Consider the following 17,180-nt stretch of genomic DNA (forward strand, 5'->3'; position numbering starts at 1 on the left):
AGGCCCGGACCGAAAATCGCGTGAGGGCGAAGGTGCGATGACAGGAATTCCGCCTAAATAATTGATCTAATTGCATATAAAAATATTCCATAATATACCTTATGCGAATTACGGATTGGGCTATGGCCGTACGCGGCCTGCCAGTCAGATCTCGCCTGAACTGAGCGCCTATCGCTACACCTGGTGTCTGTTCCGCAGCCGAAGGACCTGCGGCCACTGCCCCGGCCGAGCGGCCATGCGGCTCTGAAGTGCGGCAGCTCTGATTGTTGCCGTAAGCGCGTCACTCCGCCGCAAGCGATCGCAGCCAGGCCAGTCTCGAGATCGCGCGCTCGGCCAGGTGCTGCAGGCTTTCGAGGTGGGCTGCGTCGCTCGACCGCTCGGCGCCGTCGAGGTAGCCGTCGACCAGGGCTTCGGCGATCTCCAGTGGATCCTTTCGTTCCATGGAGGCCGGAAAGCTGCCGAGGCCCGCGGCGGCGTCGGCCATCGCGATCGTCTGTTGGCGCATGTCCCGTGTCCGGACCGCGGCCGGCCCGCTCAGGCGCCGTTCGATATCGCCAAGTTGAGCAATCAGGCGAAGCTCGAGCCGCCGCGCATCGATTTGTGGCGGCCGAGGTGTCGATGCGTCGGCGCTGCTCCGTTCGTGTTCGAGATGATAGGCGCGGCGCCTCTCCTTCCGCAGCGTCGCGACATGGCCGAGCTCTTCCCTGGCCATCGCCTCGGATGCTCTCTTGATGTCAGGGTCCTTGGAATAGGCGGCGAGATAGGACCAGAATGCGAAGGCTCGCTCTTCGTTGCGGACCGCCATGGCGAGCGCGCGGTACGGTGTCATCAGCCGCGATGTCTTGACTTCGGCGGCAGCTTCCGGGGCAAGCGCTTCCGGCGCTTCCCAACGCACCAAAGCGGGATCCGGGCTCTTGCCGCGGCGCGATTGCGACCACTGCGTGACGCTGTCCACGTGCTCGCGCTCGGCGGCCGCGAGCTTAGTGAATACCTTGGCGAGATCAGCCTTGCCCTGCCCGCGCATGTCTTGCGCGAGAGATTCGTACCTGTTGGCGGCTTCCTGCTCCACTGCATGCGCTAGCGCAAAGAGCTCGTCGAGAGACTCCAATACACCTGCGGGCTCAGCACTGAGCAATGATGTGCGTAGGAATGGCATACCAAGGACTCCACATGCAGATTTCTGAACCGGTTCCGCGCACGCACAAATCTCAAGAGCGGGGTTGACAGAGTCAGTCGCGCGCGATGAGTGTTGCATGTCAGCGGCGACAAATCATCGAAGAAGATATCAAGGCACGCGCGCCTCTGTCCGTCGCGCAAATCGCATTTGTATCGATATGTTGATGCGACCGGATGACGATACCGCCTTCGCAAGGCGTGCAGCGCTAGCGCTCGCAGGCTTGCTGCTGATGTGTCTGACTTATATTTCGCCCGCGTGCGCCGCCGGTGACTTACCAACATACCTGCCGAAGATTACGCCTGCGGAATTTTTCCCGAATGCGGACCGTTTCGGCCCGCCGCAAGGCGATCCGCCCATCGTACCAGTGTACCGCGGCGACCAGCTCCAGGGATTCATCTTCCTCAACTCCGATTTCGCGAACTCCGTCGGGTACTCGGGCAAGCCGATTCACTTGCTGGCCGGGATCGATCCGAAAGGCGTCATCACCGGAATCAAGCTCGTCGATCACAAGGAGCCGATCGTGCTGGTCGGCATTCCCGAGGCCCGCATCGTCGCCGCCATGAACGCCCTGATCGGCAAGGACATGAAGCCGGTCGCAAGTGGTGCCGAGAAGCCGCCGCAGGTCGACATCGTGAGCGGCGCGACCGTTACCGTACTGGTAATGGGCGACAGTGTCGTCCGTGCGGCATCCAAGCTCATTCGCAGCGGTCGCGTCGGTGGCGGCGACGGCGCGGCGGCTTCGGCAGCCCTTCCCCCCGTCGTCAAGACGCTCGATCTCGCGCGCAGTGACGTGCGCGACTGGGAGAGCCTCGTCGGCGATGGCTCGGTACGCCGGCTTCATCTCGGCATCGGCGACATCAACGACGCCTTTGCGAAGTCCGGCAGCGCCGCGGCGGGCCAGTATCCCGAACCGGGTGAAGCGAGCGATACCTTCATCGAGCTCTACGTGGCGCTCGTGACCGCGCCCACGATCGGCCGCAGCCTGCTCGGCGAGGACGGCTATCAGCGGCTGAAGGACAGCCTGAAACCGGGGCAGCAGGCCATCGTCGTCGCCGGCAACGGCCCCTACTCCTTCAAGGGGTCGGCCTATGTCCGCGGCGGCATCTTCGACCGCATCGAAATCCTGCAGGACGGCAACAGCACCCGCTTCCGCGACCGCAACCACACCCGTCTTGGCGCACTGGACGCGGTCGGCGCGCCCGAGTTCAGGGAAATCGGCCTGTTCGTCACCCCGCCTGAGTTCACCCTGGATCCGACGCAGCCGTGGCAGCTTCAACTGCTGGTGCAACGCAGCCTCGGCGGCCGCGACAAGGCGTTCCTGACTTTCGATCTCGGCTACACCCTGCCCGACGGTTATATACGCCGCGAGCAGCGTGCGGTGACGGTACCGGAGAGCGCGGCGCCTCCGGCCTCGCAGCAGGCCACCGCTGCGGCCGCCCCGCCCCCGGATGCAGACGAGCCGTTGTGGATGCGGATCTGGCGGTCGAGCACCGTCTCGATCGGCATCACCGCGTTCATGCTGGCCACCCTCACCGGCATCTTCTTCTTCCAGAATCTGCTCGTGCGCCGCCCGGTGTTCTACACCTGGGTGCGGCGGGGGTATCTCGCCCTCGTTCTGGTCTGGCTCGGCTGGTACGCAAACGCGCAGCTCTCCGTCGTCAACGTCGTCACCTTTACCAATGCGCTGGTGACGGGCTTCCGCTGGGAGTTCTTCCTCGCCGCTCCGCTGATCTTCATTCTGTGGGCTGCAACGGCCGGCGGGCTTCTGTTCTGGGGGCGCGGCCCGTTCTGCGGCTGGCTGTGCCCCTTCGGCGCACTGCAGGAGCTCACCAACACGGCCGCGAAATGGCTGAAGGTGCCGCAGATAACGGTGCCGTGGGGGCTGCACGAACGGCTATGGCCGATCAAGTACATCATCTTCCTCGGTCTGTTTGGCTTGTCGCTCTATTCGGTCGACATGGCCGAGCGGTTCGCCGAGGTCGAACCGTTCAAGACCGCGATCATCCTGAAGTTTTCGCGAAGCTGGCCGTACGTGGCCTACGCAGTCGCCCTGCTCGTCATCGGACTCTTCATCGAACGCTTCTTCTGCCGCTACCTCTGCCCGCTCGGCGCCGCGCTCGCGATCCCCGGCCGCATCCGAACCTTCGAATGGCTCCGCCGCTGGGAAGAATGCGGGTCACCCTGCCAACGCTGCGCCAAGGAATGCCCGGTGCAGTCGATCCATCCCGAGGGTCACATCAACGTCAATGAGTGCATCTACTGCATGCATTGCCAGGAACTCTATTACGACGATCACCGCTGCCCGCACATGATCCAGGTGCGGCTCAAGCGCGAGAAATTCGCGGCGATGTCCTCGCCCGCGATGCGCTCAGGCGGCAAGGGTCCCGCGACCGTCATCACCGCCGGCGGCAAGCCTGTCGTGGCGTCACCCGTCGCAACTCCACCACCAAACTGAACCGAAAGCCGAGGAGGCAATCATGAGCGAGAACGAACAGGCAAAGGGCGTTAGCCGGCGAGCAGTGCTCGGAACGACGGCGGCTGCGGCGGGCGTAGGCCTTGCGGGCGGAGTGGCGCTGAAGGACGGCGGCTTCGTCTCGTCTGCCGACGCGCAGACCAAGAACGCAGCTCCGAAAGCGCCGGCGGCAAGGCCGGCGGTGCAGAAGACCGAGGTCGCGCCGGGAGAGCTCGACGAATACTACGTGTTCTTCTCGAGCGGCCAGTCCGGCGAGATGCGCATCATCGGCCTTCCTTCGATGCGCGAATTGATGCGTGTTCCGGTGTTCAACCGCTGCAGTGCGACCGGCTGGGGCCAGACCAATGAAAGCCTCAAGGTTCTGACCGAAGGCATGCAGCCCGCCACCCGCGAATTCCTCAAGAACCGCGGCGGCACGTTCATGAACGGCGATCTCCACCACCCCCATATTTCGTTCACGGACGGCACCTATGACGGTCGCTATGCCTACATGAACGACAAGGCCAACAGCCGCGTCGCGCGGGTGCGGCTCGACATCATGAAATGCGACAAGATCGTCGAACTGCCGAACCAGCACACGGTCCACGGTCTGCGTCTGCAGAAATATCCGCGCACGGGCTATGTGTTCGCCAACGGCGAGGATGGCGTGCCGTTGCCCAATGACGGCAAGGTCCTCGACGATCCCAAGCAGTATCACTCCATCTTCAGCGCGATCGACGGCGAAACGATGAAGGTGGCCTGGCAGGTGATCGTCAGCGGAAATCTCGACAATGTCGACGCCGACTACCAGGGCAAGTACTGCTTCGCGACCTGTTACAACGGCGAGGAAGGCGTCACGCTCGCCGAAATGACCGCCAGCGAGCAGGACTGGGTCGTCATCTTCAACATCAAGCGGATCGAAGAGGCCGTAAAGAAGGGCGACTTCAAGGAAATGAACGGCGTGCCCGTCATCGACGGCCGCAAGGGCTCGGCTTACACCCGCTACATTCCGGTCTCGAATAATCCGCACGGCATGAACACGGCGCCCGACGGAATCCACATCGTGGCGGCCGGAAAGCTCTCGCCGACCGTGACCGTGATGGACGTGCGCAAATTCGACGATCTGTTCGACGACAAGATCAAGCCGCGCGACGTCGTCGTCGCGGAGCCCGAGCTGGGACTCGGACCGTTGCATACTGCCTATGACGGCAAGGGTAACGCCTACACGACGCTGTTCCTCGACAGCCAGGTCTGCAAGTGGAGCATCGACCTCGCCAAGCGGGCTTTCAAGGGTGAGAAGGTCAATCCCATCATCCAGAAGCTCGACGTGCACTACCAGCCGGGTCACAACCATTCCTCGATGGGCCAGACCAAGGAGGCCGATGGAAAGTGGCTGATCTCGCTGAACAAGTTCTCGAAGGATCGCTTCCTGAACGTCGGACCGCTCAAGCCCGAGAATGATCAGCTGATCGACATTTCGGGCGATCAGATGAAGCTGGTGCACGACGGCCCGAGCTTCGCCGAGCCGCATGACGCGACCATCGTCCACCGCTCGAAGATCAACCCGATCTCGATCTACGATCGCGCGGATCCGATGTTCGCCGATGCGGTCAAGCAGGCCAAGGCGGACGGCATCAATCTGGAGGCGGATTCGAAGATCATTCGCGACGGCAACAAGGTGCGCGTCTACATGACGTCCACCGCGCCCGCCTATGGCCTCGATCAGTTCCAGGTCAAGCAAGGCGATGAGGTCACCGTCTTCATCACCAATATCGACGCGGTCGAGGACCTGACGCACGGCTTCTGCATCGTCAACTACGGCATCAACATGGAGATCGGCCCGATGGCCACCTCGTCGGTGACTTTCACGGCCGACAAGCCGGGAGTCTACTGGTACTACTGCTCCTGGTTCTGCCACGCCATGCATATGGAGATGAAGGGCCGGATGTTCGTCGAACCCAAGTCGGTTTGACGTCGGTCTGATTGGAGCGACCTCGTGGGTCTTCTCTTACGCATGTTTCCGGCGGCGCTGGTCGCCGCCGGATTGTCCGGCTTCGCCGATGCGGAGACGTTGACGGCTGCGCCGGGGCAGCCGCTTCAGGCGCTGCTGGATGGCGCGCGCGCCGGCGACGTCGTCGAACTTTCCCCCGGGGAATATCACGGTTCGATCCGGATCGACCGTCCCCTGGAGCTGGTTGGGAGCCGTGGCGCGGTGCTCGACGGCGACGGCTCCGGCAACGTCATCACCGTCACCGCGCCCGACGTCACGATCCGCGGTGTGACCATCCGGGCATCCGGCCGCGACCTGCAGGAGATGAATTCCGGGATATTCCTGCAGAAGACGGCAGAGCGCGCCAAGATCGAGGACAACCGGCTGGTGGGAAACCTGTTCGGTGTCTATGTGCATGGCGCCCAGGGTTCGCGCGTCGTCCGCAACGAGATCGAGGGACTGCGTGGCGGGCGTCTCAGCGAGGCTGGCAACGGTGTCTCGCTGTGGAATGCGCCCGACGTCACCATCGCCGGCAACACGTTCCGCTACGGCCGCGACGGCATCTTCACGATTTCGAGCCGAAAGGACCGCTTCATCGACAACCGCTTCGAGCAGGTCCGCTTCGCCGTCCATTACATGTACACCAACGACAGCGAAGTCAGCGGCAACGTCTCGATCGGCAACCACGTCGGCTACGCCATCATGTATTCGAACCGTCTGGTGATCCGCGGCAACTCCTCCGATCACGACCGCGACCATGGGATGCTCTTCAACTACGCGAACTATGCCCAGATCGAGGACAACCGGGTCACGGGCGGCCCGCTCGGCTCGATGACACAGAGTGCGGAGGAAGGTCCCGCCGACGAGAGAGGCATGCTTCCGCAGCAGGCACGGGAGACCACTCTCAAGAGCGGCCCGGAGAAATGCGTGTTCATCTACAACACCAATCACAACAAATTCCGCAACAACTGGTTCGAACGCTGTGCCATCGGCGTGCACTTCACGGCCGGCTCCGAAGGCAACGAAATCACGGGCAACGCCTTCGTCGGCAACGCCAACCAGGTGAAATATGTCGGCACCCGGCACCTCGACTGGTCGACCGGGGGGCGCGGCAATTACTGGAGCGATAATCCGGCATTCGACCTCAACGGCGACGGTATCGCCGACACGGCGTACCGGCCGAACGACCTCATCGATCGCGTGCTGTGGACGGCGCCGGCTGCGAAGGTTCTGATCAACAGCCCTGCCGTCCAGGTGATCCGCTGGGCGCAGGCACAGTTTCCAGCGCTGCTGCCGGGCGGCGTGGTCGACAGCCATCCGCTGGTGTCGCCGCCGCGGACCTCGGCGAAGGAAACACGATGACCAGCACGGTACGCGTCAGCGATGTCACCAAGGCGTATGGCCGGGTCGAGGCCGTGCGCGGTGCGTCGTTCACGCTTGGCCAGGGCGAGCTGGTCGCCTTGATCGGGCACAACGGCGCCGGCAAGACCACGCTCATGAAGCTCATGCTCGGGTTGATCCGGCCGACCAGCGGCGCCATTGAGGTTCTCGGAGACAATCCCGCCGCAGGCGAATTCGCCGGCCGACGACAGCTCGGCTACCTGCCGGAAAACGTCTCCTTCGACCCCGCCCTCACCGGCCGCGAGACGCAGGCCTTCTATGCCAGGCTGAAACGAGAGCCGGTCGCAAAGTCGCTGGAGCTGCTCGACGCCGTGGGTCTCGGAGCCGCCAGCCGCCGCCGGGTCGGCACCTACTCCAAGGGCATGCGACAGCGGCTGGGGCTCGCGCAGGCGCTGCTTGGCGAGCCGCGCGTGCTGCTGCTGGACGAGCCGACCACCGGTCTCGATCCGGAGCTGCGCCAGACCTTCTACGACATCATCGCCCGGCTCTCCGCTGCGGGCGCGACCGTGCTGCTGTCGTCGCATGCGCTGACCGAGCTCGAGGAGCGCGCCGGCCGGGTCATCATCATGAACCGCGGCATCAAGGTCGCGGACGGATCGATCGACGAGCTGCGTCGCCTCGCCCGCCTGCCCACCAGGATCCGCCTCAAGGTGGCCGGCCTTGCCCCGAGCGAGATGCCGCCCTGGGCGCCCAAGGACGTGGCCTGCCGTCGTTTGAACGGCCACATCGTCGAGATCGACGCTGCGCCGGAGCGGAAGATCGAGCTTCTGCATCGTGCGACGGCCGCCGGCAATTCCGTCGAGGACGTCGACGTGGTCCCGCCCACCCTCGACGAGCTCTATGCTCATTTCCTCCGGCAATCGGAGCAGGCGCCATGAATGTCCTGATCATCGCCGCCAAGGAAGTCCACCAGGCCATCCGCAATCGCTGGGTGCTTGCCGCAACGCTCCTGCTCGCCGGGCTTGCGCTGTCACTGACCTTTCTCGGTAGCGCACCGACCGGGAACGTCGGCGTTCGCACCCTGGACGTGGTCGTCGTCAGCCTGTCGAGCCTGACGATCTTTCTCGTTCCGCTCATCGCGCTTCTGATCTCCCATGACGCCATCGTCGGCGAGATGGAACGGGGGACGATGCTGTTGCTGCTGAGCTATCCGGTCGCACGATGGCAGGTGCTGCTCGGCAAGTTCTTGGGCCACCTCGCCGTTCTCGCGTTTGCGACCTGCCTCGGCTACGGCGCGGCGGTCGGAGCGCTGGCGGCGACGGGCAGCCAGATCGATAGCGATAGCTTTCTCGCGTTCGCGGCGATGGTGGGCTCCTCGGTGCTGCTTGGCGCCGCTTTCGTCGCCATCGGATATCTGGTCAGCGCGCTCGTGCGCGACCGTGGAACGGCGGCCGGCATCTGCATCGGATTGTGGCTGCTGCTGGTGCTGATCTACGACATGGCGCTGCTGGGCGTGCTTGCGCTCGATCAGGGACGCAGCATCTCGGCGAGTGTGCTCAACGCCCTGCTGCTGTCGAATCCGACCGACGCCTACCGGCTCATCAACCTGACCGGATTCGCCAATGTCAGCACCTTCGCCGGCATGGCTGGCCTTGCCCAAACCACGTCCCTGACGATACCGGTTCTTCTGACCGCCCTGCTCTGCTGGACGCTGCTGCCGCTGGGGCTGGCCGCGCTCGCTTTCTCGCGGAGGGAGCTATGAGGCGCCGAACGATCCTCTTCGCCTTGCTCGTGCCGCTCGCACTCGCGGGCTGCAACGAGAAGCAGGCCGCGAAGATTCCGCCGCCGCATCGGATGACCGCGGAAGACATCGGCCATTACTGCGGCATGAACGTGCTCGAGCACCCGGGACCGAAGGGCCATATCTTCGCCGCGAGCCTGATGGAGCCCGTGTGGTTCTCGTCGGTGCGGGACACAATCGCCTTCACCATGCTGCCGGACGAGCCCAAGGACATTCAGGCGATCTACGTGTCCGACATGGGCAAGGCGCCGGACTGGGACAAGCCCGGCGCCGACAACTGGATTGAGGCGCGCAAGGCGCTGTACGTGATCGAGAGCCGGGTCAAAAGTGGCATGGGCGGAGACGAGGCCGTTCCGTTCTCGGACCGCGCGGCGGCGGAGAAGTTCATCGGAGAGAACGGCGGCAGGATTGTCGGCTTCGACGACGTGCCCCGGGACTATGTCTTGACGTCGGTGAATGTCACCGGCGCCGCTGCGGCCGGCGAAGCGGCCGAAGCCCCGCCGGGCGAACGACCGAGGAGGACGCCATGACGCGAGCACTGACGCGCCGACGCTTCATCCGGATCAGCGCGGCGGCAGCGGGCCTCGGCGCGCTTTCCCCGGGACATCCTGCTCGTGCGGAGGTCGCGCCGGTGACGTGGCGTGGCACGATGCTGGGCGCGGTCGCCACGATGGAGATCCATGACGAAGACCGCAGCCGGGCGGAGCGGCTGGTCTCGCTGGCCTGCGCCGAGGCGCGGCGGCTCGAGCGGCTGTTCAGCCTTTATCTGAACGATTCCGCCCTGGTCGCGCTGAACCGGACCGGTGTCCTGATCGATCCCGCCGCCGAAATCGTCGATCTGCTGTCGACCTCGCAGCACTATTCCACCCTGACGGGCGGTCTGTTCGATGTCACCGTGCAGCCGCTGTGGGATCTCTACGCCAGCCATTTCGCGCGAGATGACGCGGATCCGGCCGGTCCTGCGCCAGCCGAGATCCAGACCGCGCTCGCGCGCATCGGCAGCAGCCGACTGTCGATCAGCCGCGACCGGATCGTGATGCCCAAGGGCATGACCGTCACCCTGAACGGGATCGCGCAGGGCTACGTCACGGACAAGGTGGTCGACCTGCTGCGGGCGCACGGCATCTCGCGCAGCCTGGTCGACATGGGCGAGCCCCGCGCGATCGGCGCGCGTCCGGACGGACTGCCCTGGGAGATCGGCATCGCCGATCCCGACATCGTGGGCCGCACGAAGACGGTGCTGCCGATCGTCGACCGCGCCGTGTCCACCTCGGGCGGCTACGGCTGCCAGTTCGATTCCGGGGCGCGCTTCAACCATTTGTTCGATCCCCGATCGGGCGGCTGCGCCCACCGCTATCGCAGCGTGACGACTGTGTCCCGCAGCGCCACCGCCGCGGACGCATTGTCGACGGCGTTCAGCCAGATGCCGGAAGATGAGATTCGATCGCTCTTGCCGCATGTCGACATCGACCGCGTGCATCTGATCGATGGGGCCGGCCAATCGGTCGAATTGTCGGCCTAACCTGCGCGCTACTGCGGTGGCAGCAGCTCCAACTGGCTCTGCGCCTTCTTCACGGCCGCTGCGTACCAGCTCTGGCTCGGCGCTTCCTTGGCGAAGCATGTCGTGTAGGCGTCCATGGCCTGATCCTCGCGGGCCATGTCGCCGCGCGGATCCTTCTTGTTGACGGGTTTGGCCATCATCTGTTTCCACACGCGCTCGCAGGCCGGGATTTCAGCGGTCTTTACCGCGTCCGATGTGGCGAGGAAGTAGACTTTATCGCCCTTGATCGCGACGACGTCGATTTCATCGGGCGCTCCCTTGAGCCCGCCATTGCCGCGCAGGCCGAGCACGGCGACTGCAGCGCTCGCGGATGCGGGCTTTGTGATCGGCAGCTCGGCATATTTGGCGAAGGCGGCGTCCTGGATCGCCTGATAATAGAAGCGGTCGGACTTGAACGCGGCGCCGCTGTCCTGCGGCATGCCGTCCTCGCGATGCTCGCGTAGCCAGTGCGTGAGCAACCCCGTGGTGGTCACCACGGCCTGCATCTTGTCGCCTTCGGAAGCGAAACCGAGCCCGTCGAGATGGCCGAACCCGATATCACTCTTGAAGAGCGTGTCGACGTTCGACTTGCCGTCTGCGGGGAGCACCTTGATCGTGACCGGTCCCACCAGGCCGCGCAGCACGCCCGCCAGCTCCTTGAGCGCCGCATCATGCTGCTTGTAGATCTCGTCGCTCTCCTTGGCACTCGAGAATTTTGCGATGTAGCGGTCGCGCAGGTCCAGATAGTGCTGCTCGGGCGTGGCCGCATGGACGGGCGTCGCTAGGACGAGCAGGCAGAGCAAGGCAAGCGATTTCATTCGATGTCCGCGGACTGGGAGCGATCTCCAGTCTTTGTGCCCGCTGCAGGCGGGAAGGTTCATCCGCAACGACCTTGCGGGAGCCCTACTCCGCCGGCGTCAGCTGCCGGGTCAGACGCACCGCCGCGGTCTCGCGGACGCGGATGCGGGCGCGGCGCTTGCGCCACCAGATCACGACGCCGGTCACCGAGAGTGCGGCGACCACCAGCCCCATGATCGAGATCAGGATGCGGCCGAACAGTCCGACGATGCGACCCGAATGCAGCGGAAATTGCGCCTGGACGAAGATGTCGGCGGCAGTACCGACCCAGGGCAGCCGCTCGCCGATCGGGCGGCCGTCCTCGCTGTCGTAATAGAGCTGGGCCGGGCCGACGCCGCCGGCGCCGTGATCGTCGCCGGGGTGGAAGAAGGCGGCGGCATAGACGCCATGGGCCGGGCCGTAATTGACCGAGCCGACCGGGATCGTCCACCCCCGCGCCTTGCCGTCGGCGGCGGCGCGTGCGGCGATGTCGGCGAAGGTCACCTTGGGCTCGATGGGATCGTCGAGATCGCGATAAGGCCGCTGTTCATAGGGTGTCGGCGTGTAGTTCGAGACCATCTTCATCAGCGGCGAGAACACCTCGAAATAGAGGTTCAGCGAGAACGCCGTGAAGGCGATGACGAACAGCACGCCCCAGGTCCAGAGACTGAAGGCGCGGTGGATGTCGAAATTGATCCGGTAGGCGCTGCCGGAGGTCTTGATGGTCCAGGCCGGCGCCCAGCGCGCCCAGAAGCCGCGGTCGAGCTGGCGCGTGACGGCAGGCGCCCGCGCCGCCTTGGCGCGCCGGCGCGAGGGCAGCGTCAGATAGAAGCCGACGAAGCAATCGATGGTCCAGATGATGGCGATCACGCCGAGCACGCGCATGCCCCAGCGGTCGCTGCCCCAGAACTCCGGGATGTGCATCGTGTAGTGCAGCTTGTAGAGAAACGAGACGAAGTTCTCCCGCGTGACGGGCCAGACCGCGCCCCAATAGCGCCGGCCCAGCTCCGCGCCGGTGTTGGGATCGAGGAAGACCTGATTGTAGTCGAGGGCGTAGCGCTTGCCGGTCGCCGGATCGATCCGCGGCATGACGAAGAACCACAGCGAATGGCCCTGCTCCGGCGTCATGAAGAGGTAGACGACGCGCGCGCGGGGATCGCGCTGCTCGATCGTCTTGGCGAGCTCGATCGAGGGGATCGCCGGGCCTTTGCTGCTGACGTCGAACAGATGGCTGTTCAGAACGTCGTCGATCTCGTGATCCCAGGAGATGATCGCGCCGGTGATGCCGGAAAAGAACAGGAATCCGGCCGTGAGCAGTCCCGCCCAGCGATGCAGCTTGCCGAATATCGCTCTCATGGTCGTCAACTCTCATCAAGCGGTCCGGCTCGCCTTTACCGGGACCGTCCTCAGAATGAACTCACCAGCGGTAAGTCAGCTTGCCGATGGCTTTCCGTCCCTCCGCATAGAAGCAGCCGGACAAGCTGTAGCAGGCGGCGACATAGCGCGTGTCGGCGAGATTGGTGACGTTCAGCGACAAGCGCCAATTGTCCCTGGTGTAGACGAGCAGCGCGTCCAGGACGGTCGCCGATCCTACCTTGAAGGTGTTGGCATCATCGCCCCAGGTCGCGCCGACATAACGGATGCCGCCGCCGAACTGCAGGCCTGCCAGCAGTCCGCTCTGGAGCGTGTAGTCGCTCCACAGCGAGGCGCGATTGAGCGGCACGGTGACCGGCGCCTTGCCGACATTCACAGGATCCTGCGTGACCATCGCATCGACATAGGCATAGGCCGCGCGCAGGTTCCAGCCATCGGCAAGCGACATCGAGCCTTCGAGCTCGATGCCGCGGGATTTCACCTGCCCGGTCTGTTCGGCTAAGTTGAGCGGCGGCGCGTAGGTGACGACGTTGTCGCGGGTCAGGTCGAAGGCGGCGAAGGTGAACAGCGCATTCCAGCCGAGCGGCTGATACTTGACGCCGACCTCGTACTGGACGCCGGTCTCGGGATTGAGCATCTGTCCAGCCGGACCGGTCGCGAGCACCGGCAGGAACGACTCGGAATAGCTGAAATAGGGGGCGATGCCGTTGTCGAAATTGTACATCAATGCGGCGCGGCCGGTGAAGGCTGACGCATCTTTCGAGACCGAGGTGTTCGAGAGTCCGCTGTCGACCTGCGTCGTCACGAAATCCTGGCGCCCGCCGAGCTGGAACGACAGCCGACCGAGCTTGATCTGATCCTGCGCATAGAGGCCGACCTGCGACTGCTTGACGCCGGTGTTGTCGCTCATGCCGCCGATGGTCCAGTCGTAGCTGTAGACCGGGTTGAAGACGTTGATCTCGGGCGCTGATGTGCTGACGGAGAAAGCGGTGTCGCGGAACGATGTGTTACGGTAGTCGACGCCAACCAGCGTGGTGTGGCTGAGGATACCGGTGGTGAACCTGCCCTGGAGCTGGTTGTCCACTGCAAAGGAGTTGATGTAGGAGTTGCTGTAGCTGCCGAAGCGCGCGAGCTGCCCCGCTGCCTCGTCGGTATAGCCGCCGCCGTAAAACACCTTTTCCTCGTTGTGCTGATAGGCGTAACGCAGGTTCTGCCGGAAGGTGATGTTGTCGGTGAAATTGTGCGACAGCTGGTAGCCGGCGGTCGCGATCTCGGTGTTGAACGCGTTGAAGCTCGGCACGCCCGCGAAGAACGAGACCGGAATGGTGCGGCCGTTGTTCGGCCACACCGTGCCCGAGGCCGGCAGGAACTGAAGGCCCCACCCTGCCCTGTCCCTCTGATAGTTGGCGAGCAAGGTAATGGTGGTGTCTTCGTTCGGCTTGAACGTGACGGCGGGGGCGATGAAGACGCGGTTGTCCTTGGTGAAGTCGACCTGGGTCTGGCCCTCGCGGACGACGCCGGTGAGGCGCCACAGCACCGTGCCTTCCTTGTTGGCGGCGCCGCCCATGTCGAACTGGCCCTGATAGCGGTTGAAGCTGCCGCCGGAGATCGAGACCTCGCCGAACTGCTGCGCCGTCGGCAGCTTGGTCACGTAGTTGAGGATGCCGCCGGTGCCGCTGCCGCCATACATCGCCGAGGACGGTCCTTTGAGCACCTCTAGGCGCTCGGCCCCGTAGGGATCGAGGCCGTTGAAGTGGACGTAGTTGCTCGAGGGAATTCGCAGGCCGTCGACATAGAGACCCGACATGGTCGTGTCGAAGCCGCGGATCTGGAGAGCGCCGAAGCGGGTGTCCGAGCCGCCATTGACGTCGCCGCTGACACCGGCGGTGTAGCGCAGCGCCTCGCCGATCGAGACCGCGCCCTGGTTCCTGACCTGGTCGGTGGTGACGACTGAGACCGACTGCGGGGTTTCGATCAACGGTGTATCGGTCTTGGTGGCCGTGCCGCTTCGCGTGGCGACGAAACCGCGCACCGGGCCATTGGCACGTTCGCCCGTCGCGCCGTTCGACGAGGCCGACTGGGTTGGCGCGGCTGGTTGCGCAGATGAGCGACGATTGGCGCGAGAGGTGCGTGTTGCCGCTCTTCGCGACGAAGCAACCGCGGCAGGACGGGCGCGCTCAACCGGCGCATCGACGGTGACAGCGGGAATCTGTGTCTGCGCCTCCACGGAACCAAAGGGAACCACGAGCGAGAATGTACTGACCGCCCCGAGGAGCAGCACCCGAATCTGTCCACGACGCGCGCATTCACGCGAAGAAAGTTGGTAGTCGGTCACGTCTTTCGAGGCCCCACGCACTGCCGGCTTTGCCGGTATCGTTTTTGGTGTCCCGCCCTAACTCAGGCGGTTTGGGAGTGCGATAGGAACGAAGTTAGAATCTCTCCAGAGGCGTGCGCGGCGCGTGCGACGAATGCGCTCATGCCGATGCCGCGTACGGTCCACGCAGCCGTCGTGCTCCACACGTTTGGAATGCTTCTAGACAGAAACATTCCCTCACCATTCGGCGATGGTCGGAAACGATCAGCTTGCTACCGCGCGAGAATCGCCAATGACCACGCCGGTCGGCGCTACCGAAGAATCCGATCGAGCCCGATCGAACTCTATGACTTGCCGGCGCGGCAACAAGATTCGTCGGCAGTGTTGCTCGCGGTTGCGAGCACGCTGCGGCTGTTGCGGTCCGGCGGGATGTCGCCGGCCGCATTGGCGGCGAAAAAGCCGGTCGGCTTCAGCAGGAAGCCGGCATATTCCACCGGCATGATCGGAAAGTCCTCGGGCTTGCAGACATGGGTGTGGCCGAAAGAGTGCCACACCACGATATCGGCATTCTCGATGTTGCGGTCCTTCGCGGCATAACGCGGCAGGCCATCGCCGCCGGCATGGACGTTGGGATAATCGCCGCTTGCGTATTTCTCGGCCGGATCGAATGCAGTCACCCAGACATGCTTGGTGGCGAAGCCGCCGCGCTTGCGCACGTAACTGCCCTCCTGCGCCAGCATCAGCGGGCTCGGATTGACGACGAGCTTGTAGGCCGGAGCATTGCCGACCGAGTTGGTCTCGTTGGGATTGCTGATCTTCCAGAACCGGCCGGTTTGGCCATTGGCGATGCCCGCCGCGTCATGCTCGCGCGACAGCACCCGCGTCGTGGTGTCGAAGACATTGCCGTGCGGATTGTCGTCACCCCAGGGCCGCGGCACGAAATCGTGCTCGGTGACGGTGTTGCCGCCGCCGTCGAGATCCATGTGCAGGCGGACGTTGAAGAAGTGCTGGTGCGTCGGTCCGCCCAGATTGTCGTCAACCATGCCGCCCCATTTGTACGTCTCGCCTGATGGCACCGCGGCGGTCTGGATGATGCCGGTGAGCTTGGTCTCCAGCTGGATCGTGCCGTCCTGGTAGAGATACCAGTAGAAGCCGTAATCGTAATTGCCGACGGTGGCGAAGAACGAGATCACGAGCCGCCGCGAGCGGCGGACCTCGAACAGGCCGTTGCGGAACTCATAGTGTTTCCAGGCGATCCCATAGTCTTCCTCGTGCATGCAGATGGCGTTCTGCATGACGAAGGGCTCGCCCTTGCTGTCCGCCGCCGGTACGTCGAAATAGCGGATGTTGCCGAGACAGTCGCAGCCCAGCTCGAGCGCGTTCGCAAGCATGCCGAGGCCGTATTCGCCGGCATCGAACGCCGACTTCCAGAAATGGTTCGCGGTCGGATCGGCGTAAGGCACCACCATCTCGGTGACGCTGGCGCGATGGATCAGGGAGCGCTTGCGCGCGCCGTCCTGGTAGGCGAGCTGATGCAGCACGAGGCCCTCGCGCGGCGTGAAGCCGATGCGAAAGCTCCATTTCTGCCAGTCGACCTTCCAGCCATTGACGCGAAAGCTCGCGCCCTCGGGTTGCTCGATGTGCAGCGGCTTGATGTCGGTGCGCAGATTGGTCATCTCATGCGCGCCGTAGTTCCGCTTCTTGCGCGGAATCGGCACGATGGGATCCTCATCCGTGAGGTCGATGACCTTGCCGCCGATCAGGTCGACGACAGCGACGACGCCTTCGATCGGGTGCGCATAGCCGTTATCCTGGAGGTGCTCGCGAAAATAGCTGACGGCACGCACGATACGGGCGCCGCGCTCGAACTCCTTGTCGAAGAAACCCGACGAAAACGGATCGACCTGGATCAGCTCGATGTCCTTGTCGGAGAGCCCGCGCCGCGCCATCGCCGCGCGCCATCCGGGATCGGCCTTCACCACGGCCTCGCACTTGAAGAACTCCTCCAGCATCACCGGCGGCTGCCCGTAGGGCGCCTCGCGGTTCGGGACGACCTTGCGGCCGACGATCTCGCCACGTCCGAGATCGACGATATGCTCGATGGCCTCGCCCGTGGTGACGTCGAGCGTCAACGCGAAGGCGCGGCGCCCTGCGCCGCCTGCAGCCAGCTCATGCTTGGTCGGCTCCTCCAACCGGACCGTCGGGAAGCGGCAGTTCTCGGGTGAGGTCACGTCGGCGCGCACCAGCGTGCAGGCGGCGGTGATCTCCTCGGCCGTCAGCGGATCGAGCGGATGCGGCGTCGCGGTCTCTGCTTGCGATTTGGCTTTGACGGTATCGAGCATGGGGATGTCCAG

The 17,180-nt window shown here is 64.3% G+C and carries 12 protein-coding genes; 7 read left to right on the forward strand and 5 right to left on the reverse strand.

The window, feature by feature from the left end:
* Window positions 1–280: 280 nt before the first annotated feature.
* The gene (locus GDN70_RS20640) at window positions 281–1,156 is read right to left on the reverse strand and encodes a ferritin family protein (RefSeq protein WP_152102984.1); all 876 of its coding nucleotides are present in this window, start codon (window positions 1,154–1,156) and stop codon (window positions 281–283) included.
* Between the two features lie 250 nt (window positions 1,157–1,406).
* On the opposite strand from GDN70_RS20640, the gene GDN70_RS20645 reads away from it, so the two are divergent.
* Genes GDN70_RS20645 through GDN70_RS20675 form a run of 7 tightly spaced genes read left to right on the forward strand, consistent with a single transcriptional unit; the run spans window position 1,407 to window position 10,283 of the window.
* Entirely contained in the window at window positions 1,407–3,632 is a 2,226-nt protein-coding gene (locus tag GDN70_RS20645) for a NosR/NirI family protein (protein WP_244625903.1), read from the forward strand.
* A gap of 22 nt (window positions 3,633–3,654) precedes the next feature.
* Window positions 3,655–5,601, forward strand: coding sequence for a TAT-dependent nitrous-oxide reductase (gene nosZ / locus GDN70_RS20650; protein WP_038974086.1), 1,947 nt, complete (start codon window positions 3,655–3,657; stop codon window positions 5,599–5,601).
* Between the two features lie 24 nt (window positions 5,602–5,625).
* A complete protein-coding gene (locus tag GDN70_RS20655) occupies window positions 5,626–6,981 on the forward strand; it encodes a nitrous oxide reductase family maturation protein NosD (protein WP_028144648.1) in 1,356 nt (451 codons plus the stop codon).
* A complete protein-coding gene (locus GDN70_RS20660) occupies window positions 6,978–7,898 on the forward strand; it encodes an ABC transporter ATP-binding protein (RefSeq protein ID WP_028144649.1) in 921 nt (306 codons plus the stop codon). The genes GDN70_RS20655 and GDN70_RS20660 overlap by 4 nt, the downstream gene beginning before the upstream one ends.
* Window positions 7,895–8,722 carry an ABC transporter permease gene (locus GDN70_RS20665; RefSeq protein WP_028144650.1) on the forward strand — a complete coding sequence of 276 codons (828 nt, stop codon included), beginning with the start codon at window positions 7,895–7,897 and terminating at the stop codon, window positions 8,720–8,722. Before GDN70_RS20660 ends, GDN70_RS20665 begins: the two co-directional genes overlap by 4 nt.
* A complete protein-coding gene (locus GDN70_RS20670) occupies window positions 8,719–9,291 on the forward strand; it encodes a nitrous oxide reductase accessory protein NosL (protein WP_038970316.1) in 573 nt (190 codons plus the stop codon). Before GDN70_RS20665 ends, GDN70_RS20670 begins: the two co-directional genes overlap by 4 nt.
* A complete protein-coding gene (locus GDN70_RS20675) occupies window positions 9,288–10,283 on the forward strand; it encodes an FAD:protein FMN transferase (protein WP_152102986.1) in 996 nt (331 codons plus the stop codon). The genes GDN70_RS20670 and GDN70_RS20675 overlap by 4 nt, the downstream gene beginning before the upstream one ends.
* An 8-nt stretch (window positions 10,284–10,291) precedes the next feature.
* Here GDN70_RS20675 and GDN70_RS20680 read toward each other — a convergent pair whose 3' ends face one another.
* The 4 genes from GDN70_RS20680 to GDN70_RS20695 all read right to left on the reverse strand — a co-directional run bounded on the left by GDN70_RS20680 (window position 10,292) and on the right by GDN70_RS20695 (window position 17,168).
* Complete coding sequence (locus GDN70_RS20680) at window positions 10,292–11,119, reverse strand: hypothetical protein (RefSeq protein WP_038970314.1); 828 nt, start codon at window positions 11,117–11,119, stop codon at window positions 10,292–10,294.
* Between the two features lie 85 nt (window positions 11,120–11,204).
* Window positions 11,205–12,494 carry a siderophore utilization protein FsrB gene (gene fsrB / locus GDN70_RS20685; RefSeq protein WP_038970333.1) on the reverse strand — a complete coding sequence of 430 codons (1,290 nt, stop codon included), beginning with the start codon at window positions 12,492–12,494 and terminating at the stop codon, window positions 11,205–11,207.
* A gap of 61 nt (window positions 12,495–12,555) precedes the next feature.
* Window positions 12,556–14,544 carry a TonB-dependent siderophore receptor gene (locus GDN70_RS20690; RefSeq protein WP_173015843.1) on the reverse strand — a complete coding sequence of 663 codons (1,989 nt, stop codon included), beginning with the start codon at window positions 14,542–14,544 and terminating at the stop codon, window positions 12,556–12,558.
* Window positions 14,545–15,170: 626 nt separating this feature from the next.
* Complete coding sequence (locus tag GDN70_RS20695; protein WP_038970312.1) at window positions 15,171–17,168, reverse strand: primary-amine oxidase; 1,998 nt, start codon at window positions 17,166–17,168, stop codon at window positions 15,171–15,173.
* Window positions 17,169–17,180 lie beyond the last annotated feature (12 nt).

Source organism: Bradyrhizobium sp. TM102 (assembly GCF_009176685.1).
GTDB lineage: Bacteria > Pseudomonadota > Alphaproteobacteria > Rhizobiales > Xanthobacteraceae > Bradyrhizobium > Bradyrhizobium ottawaense.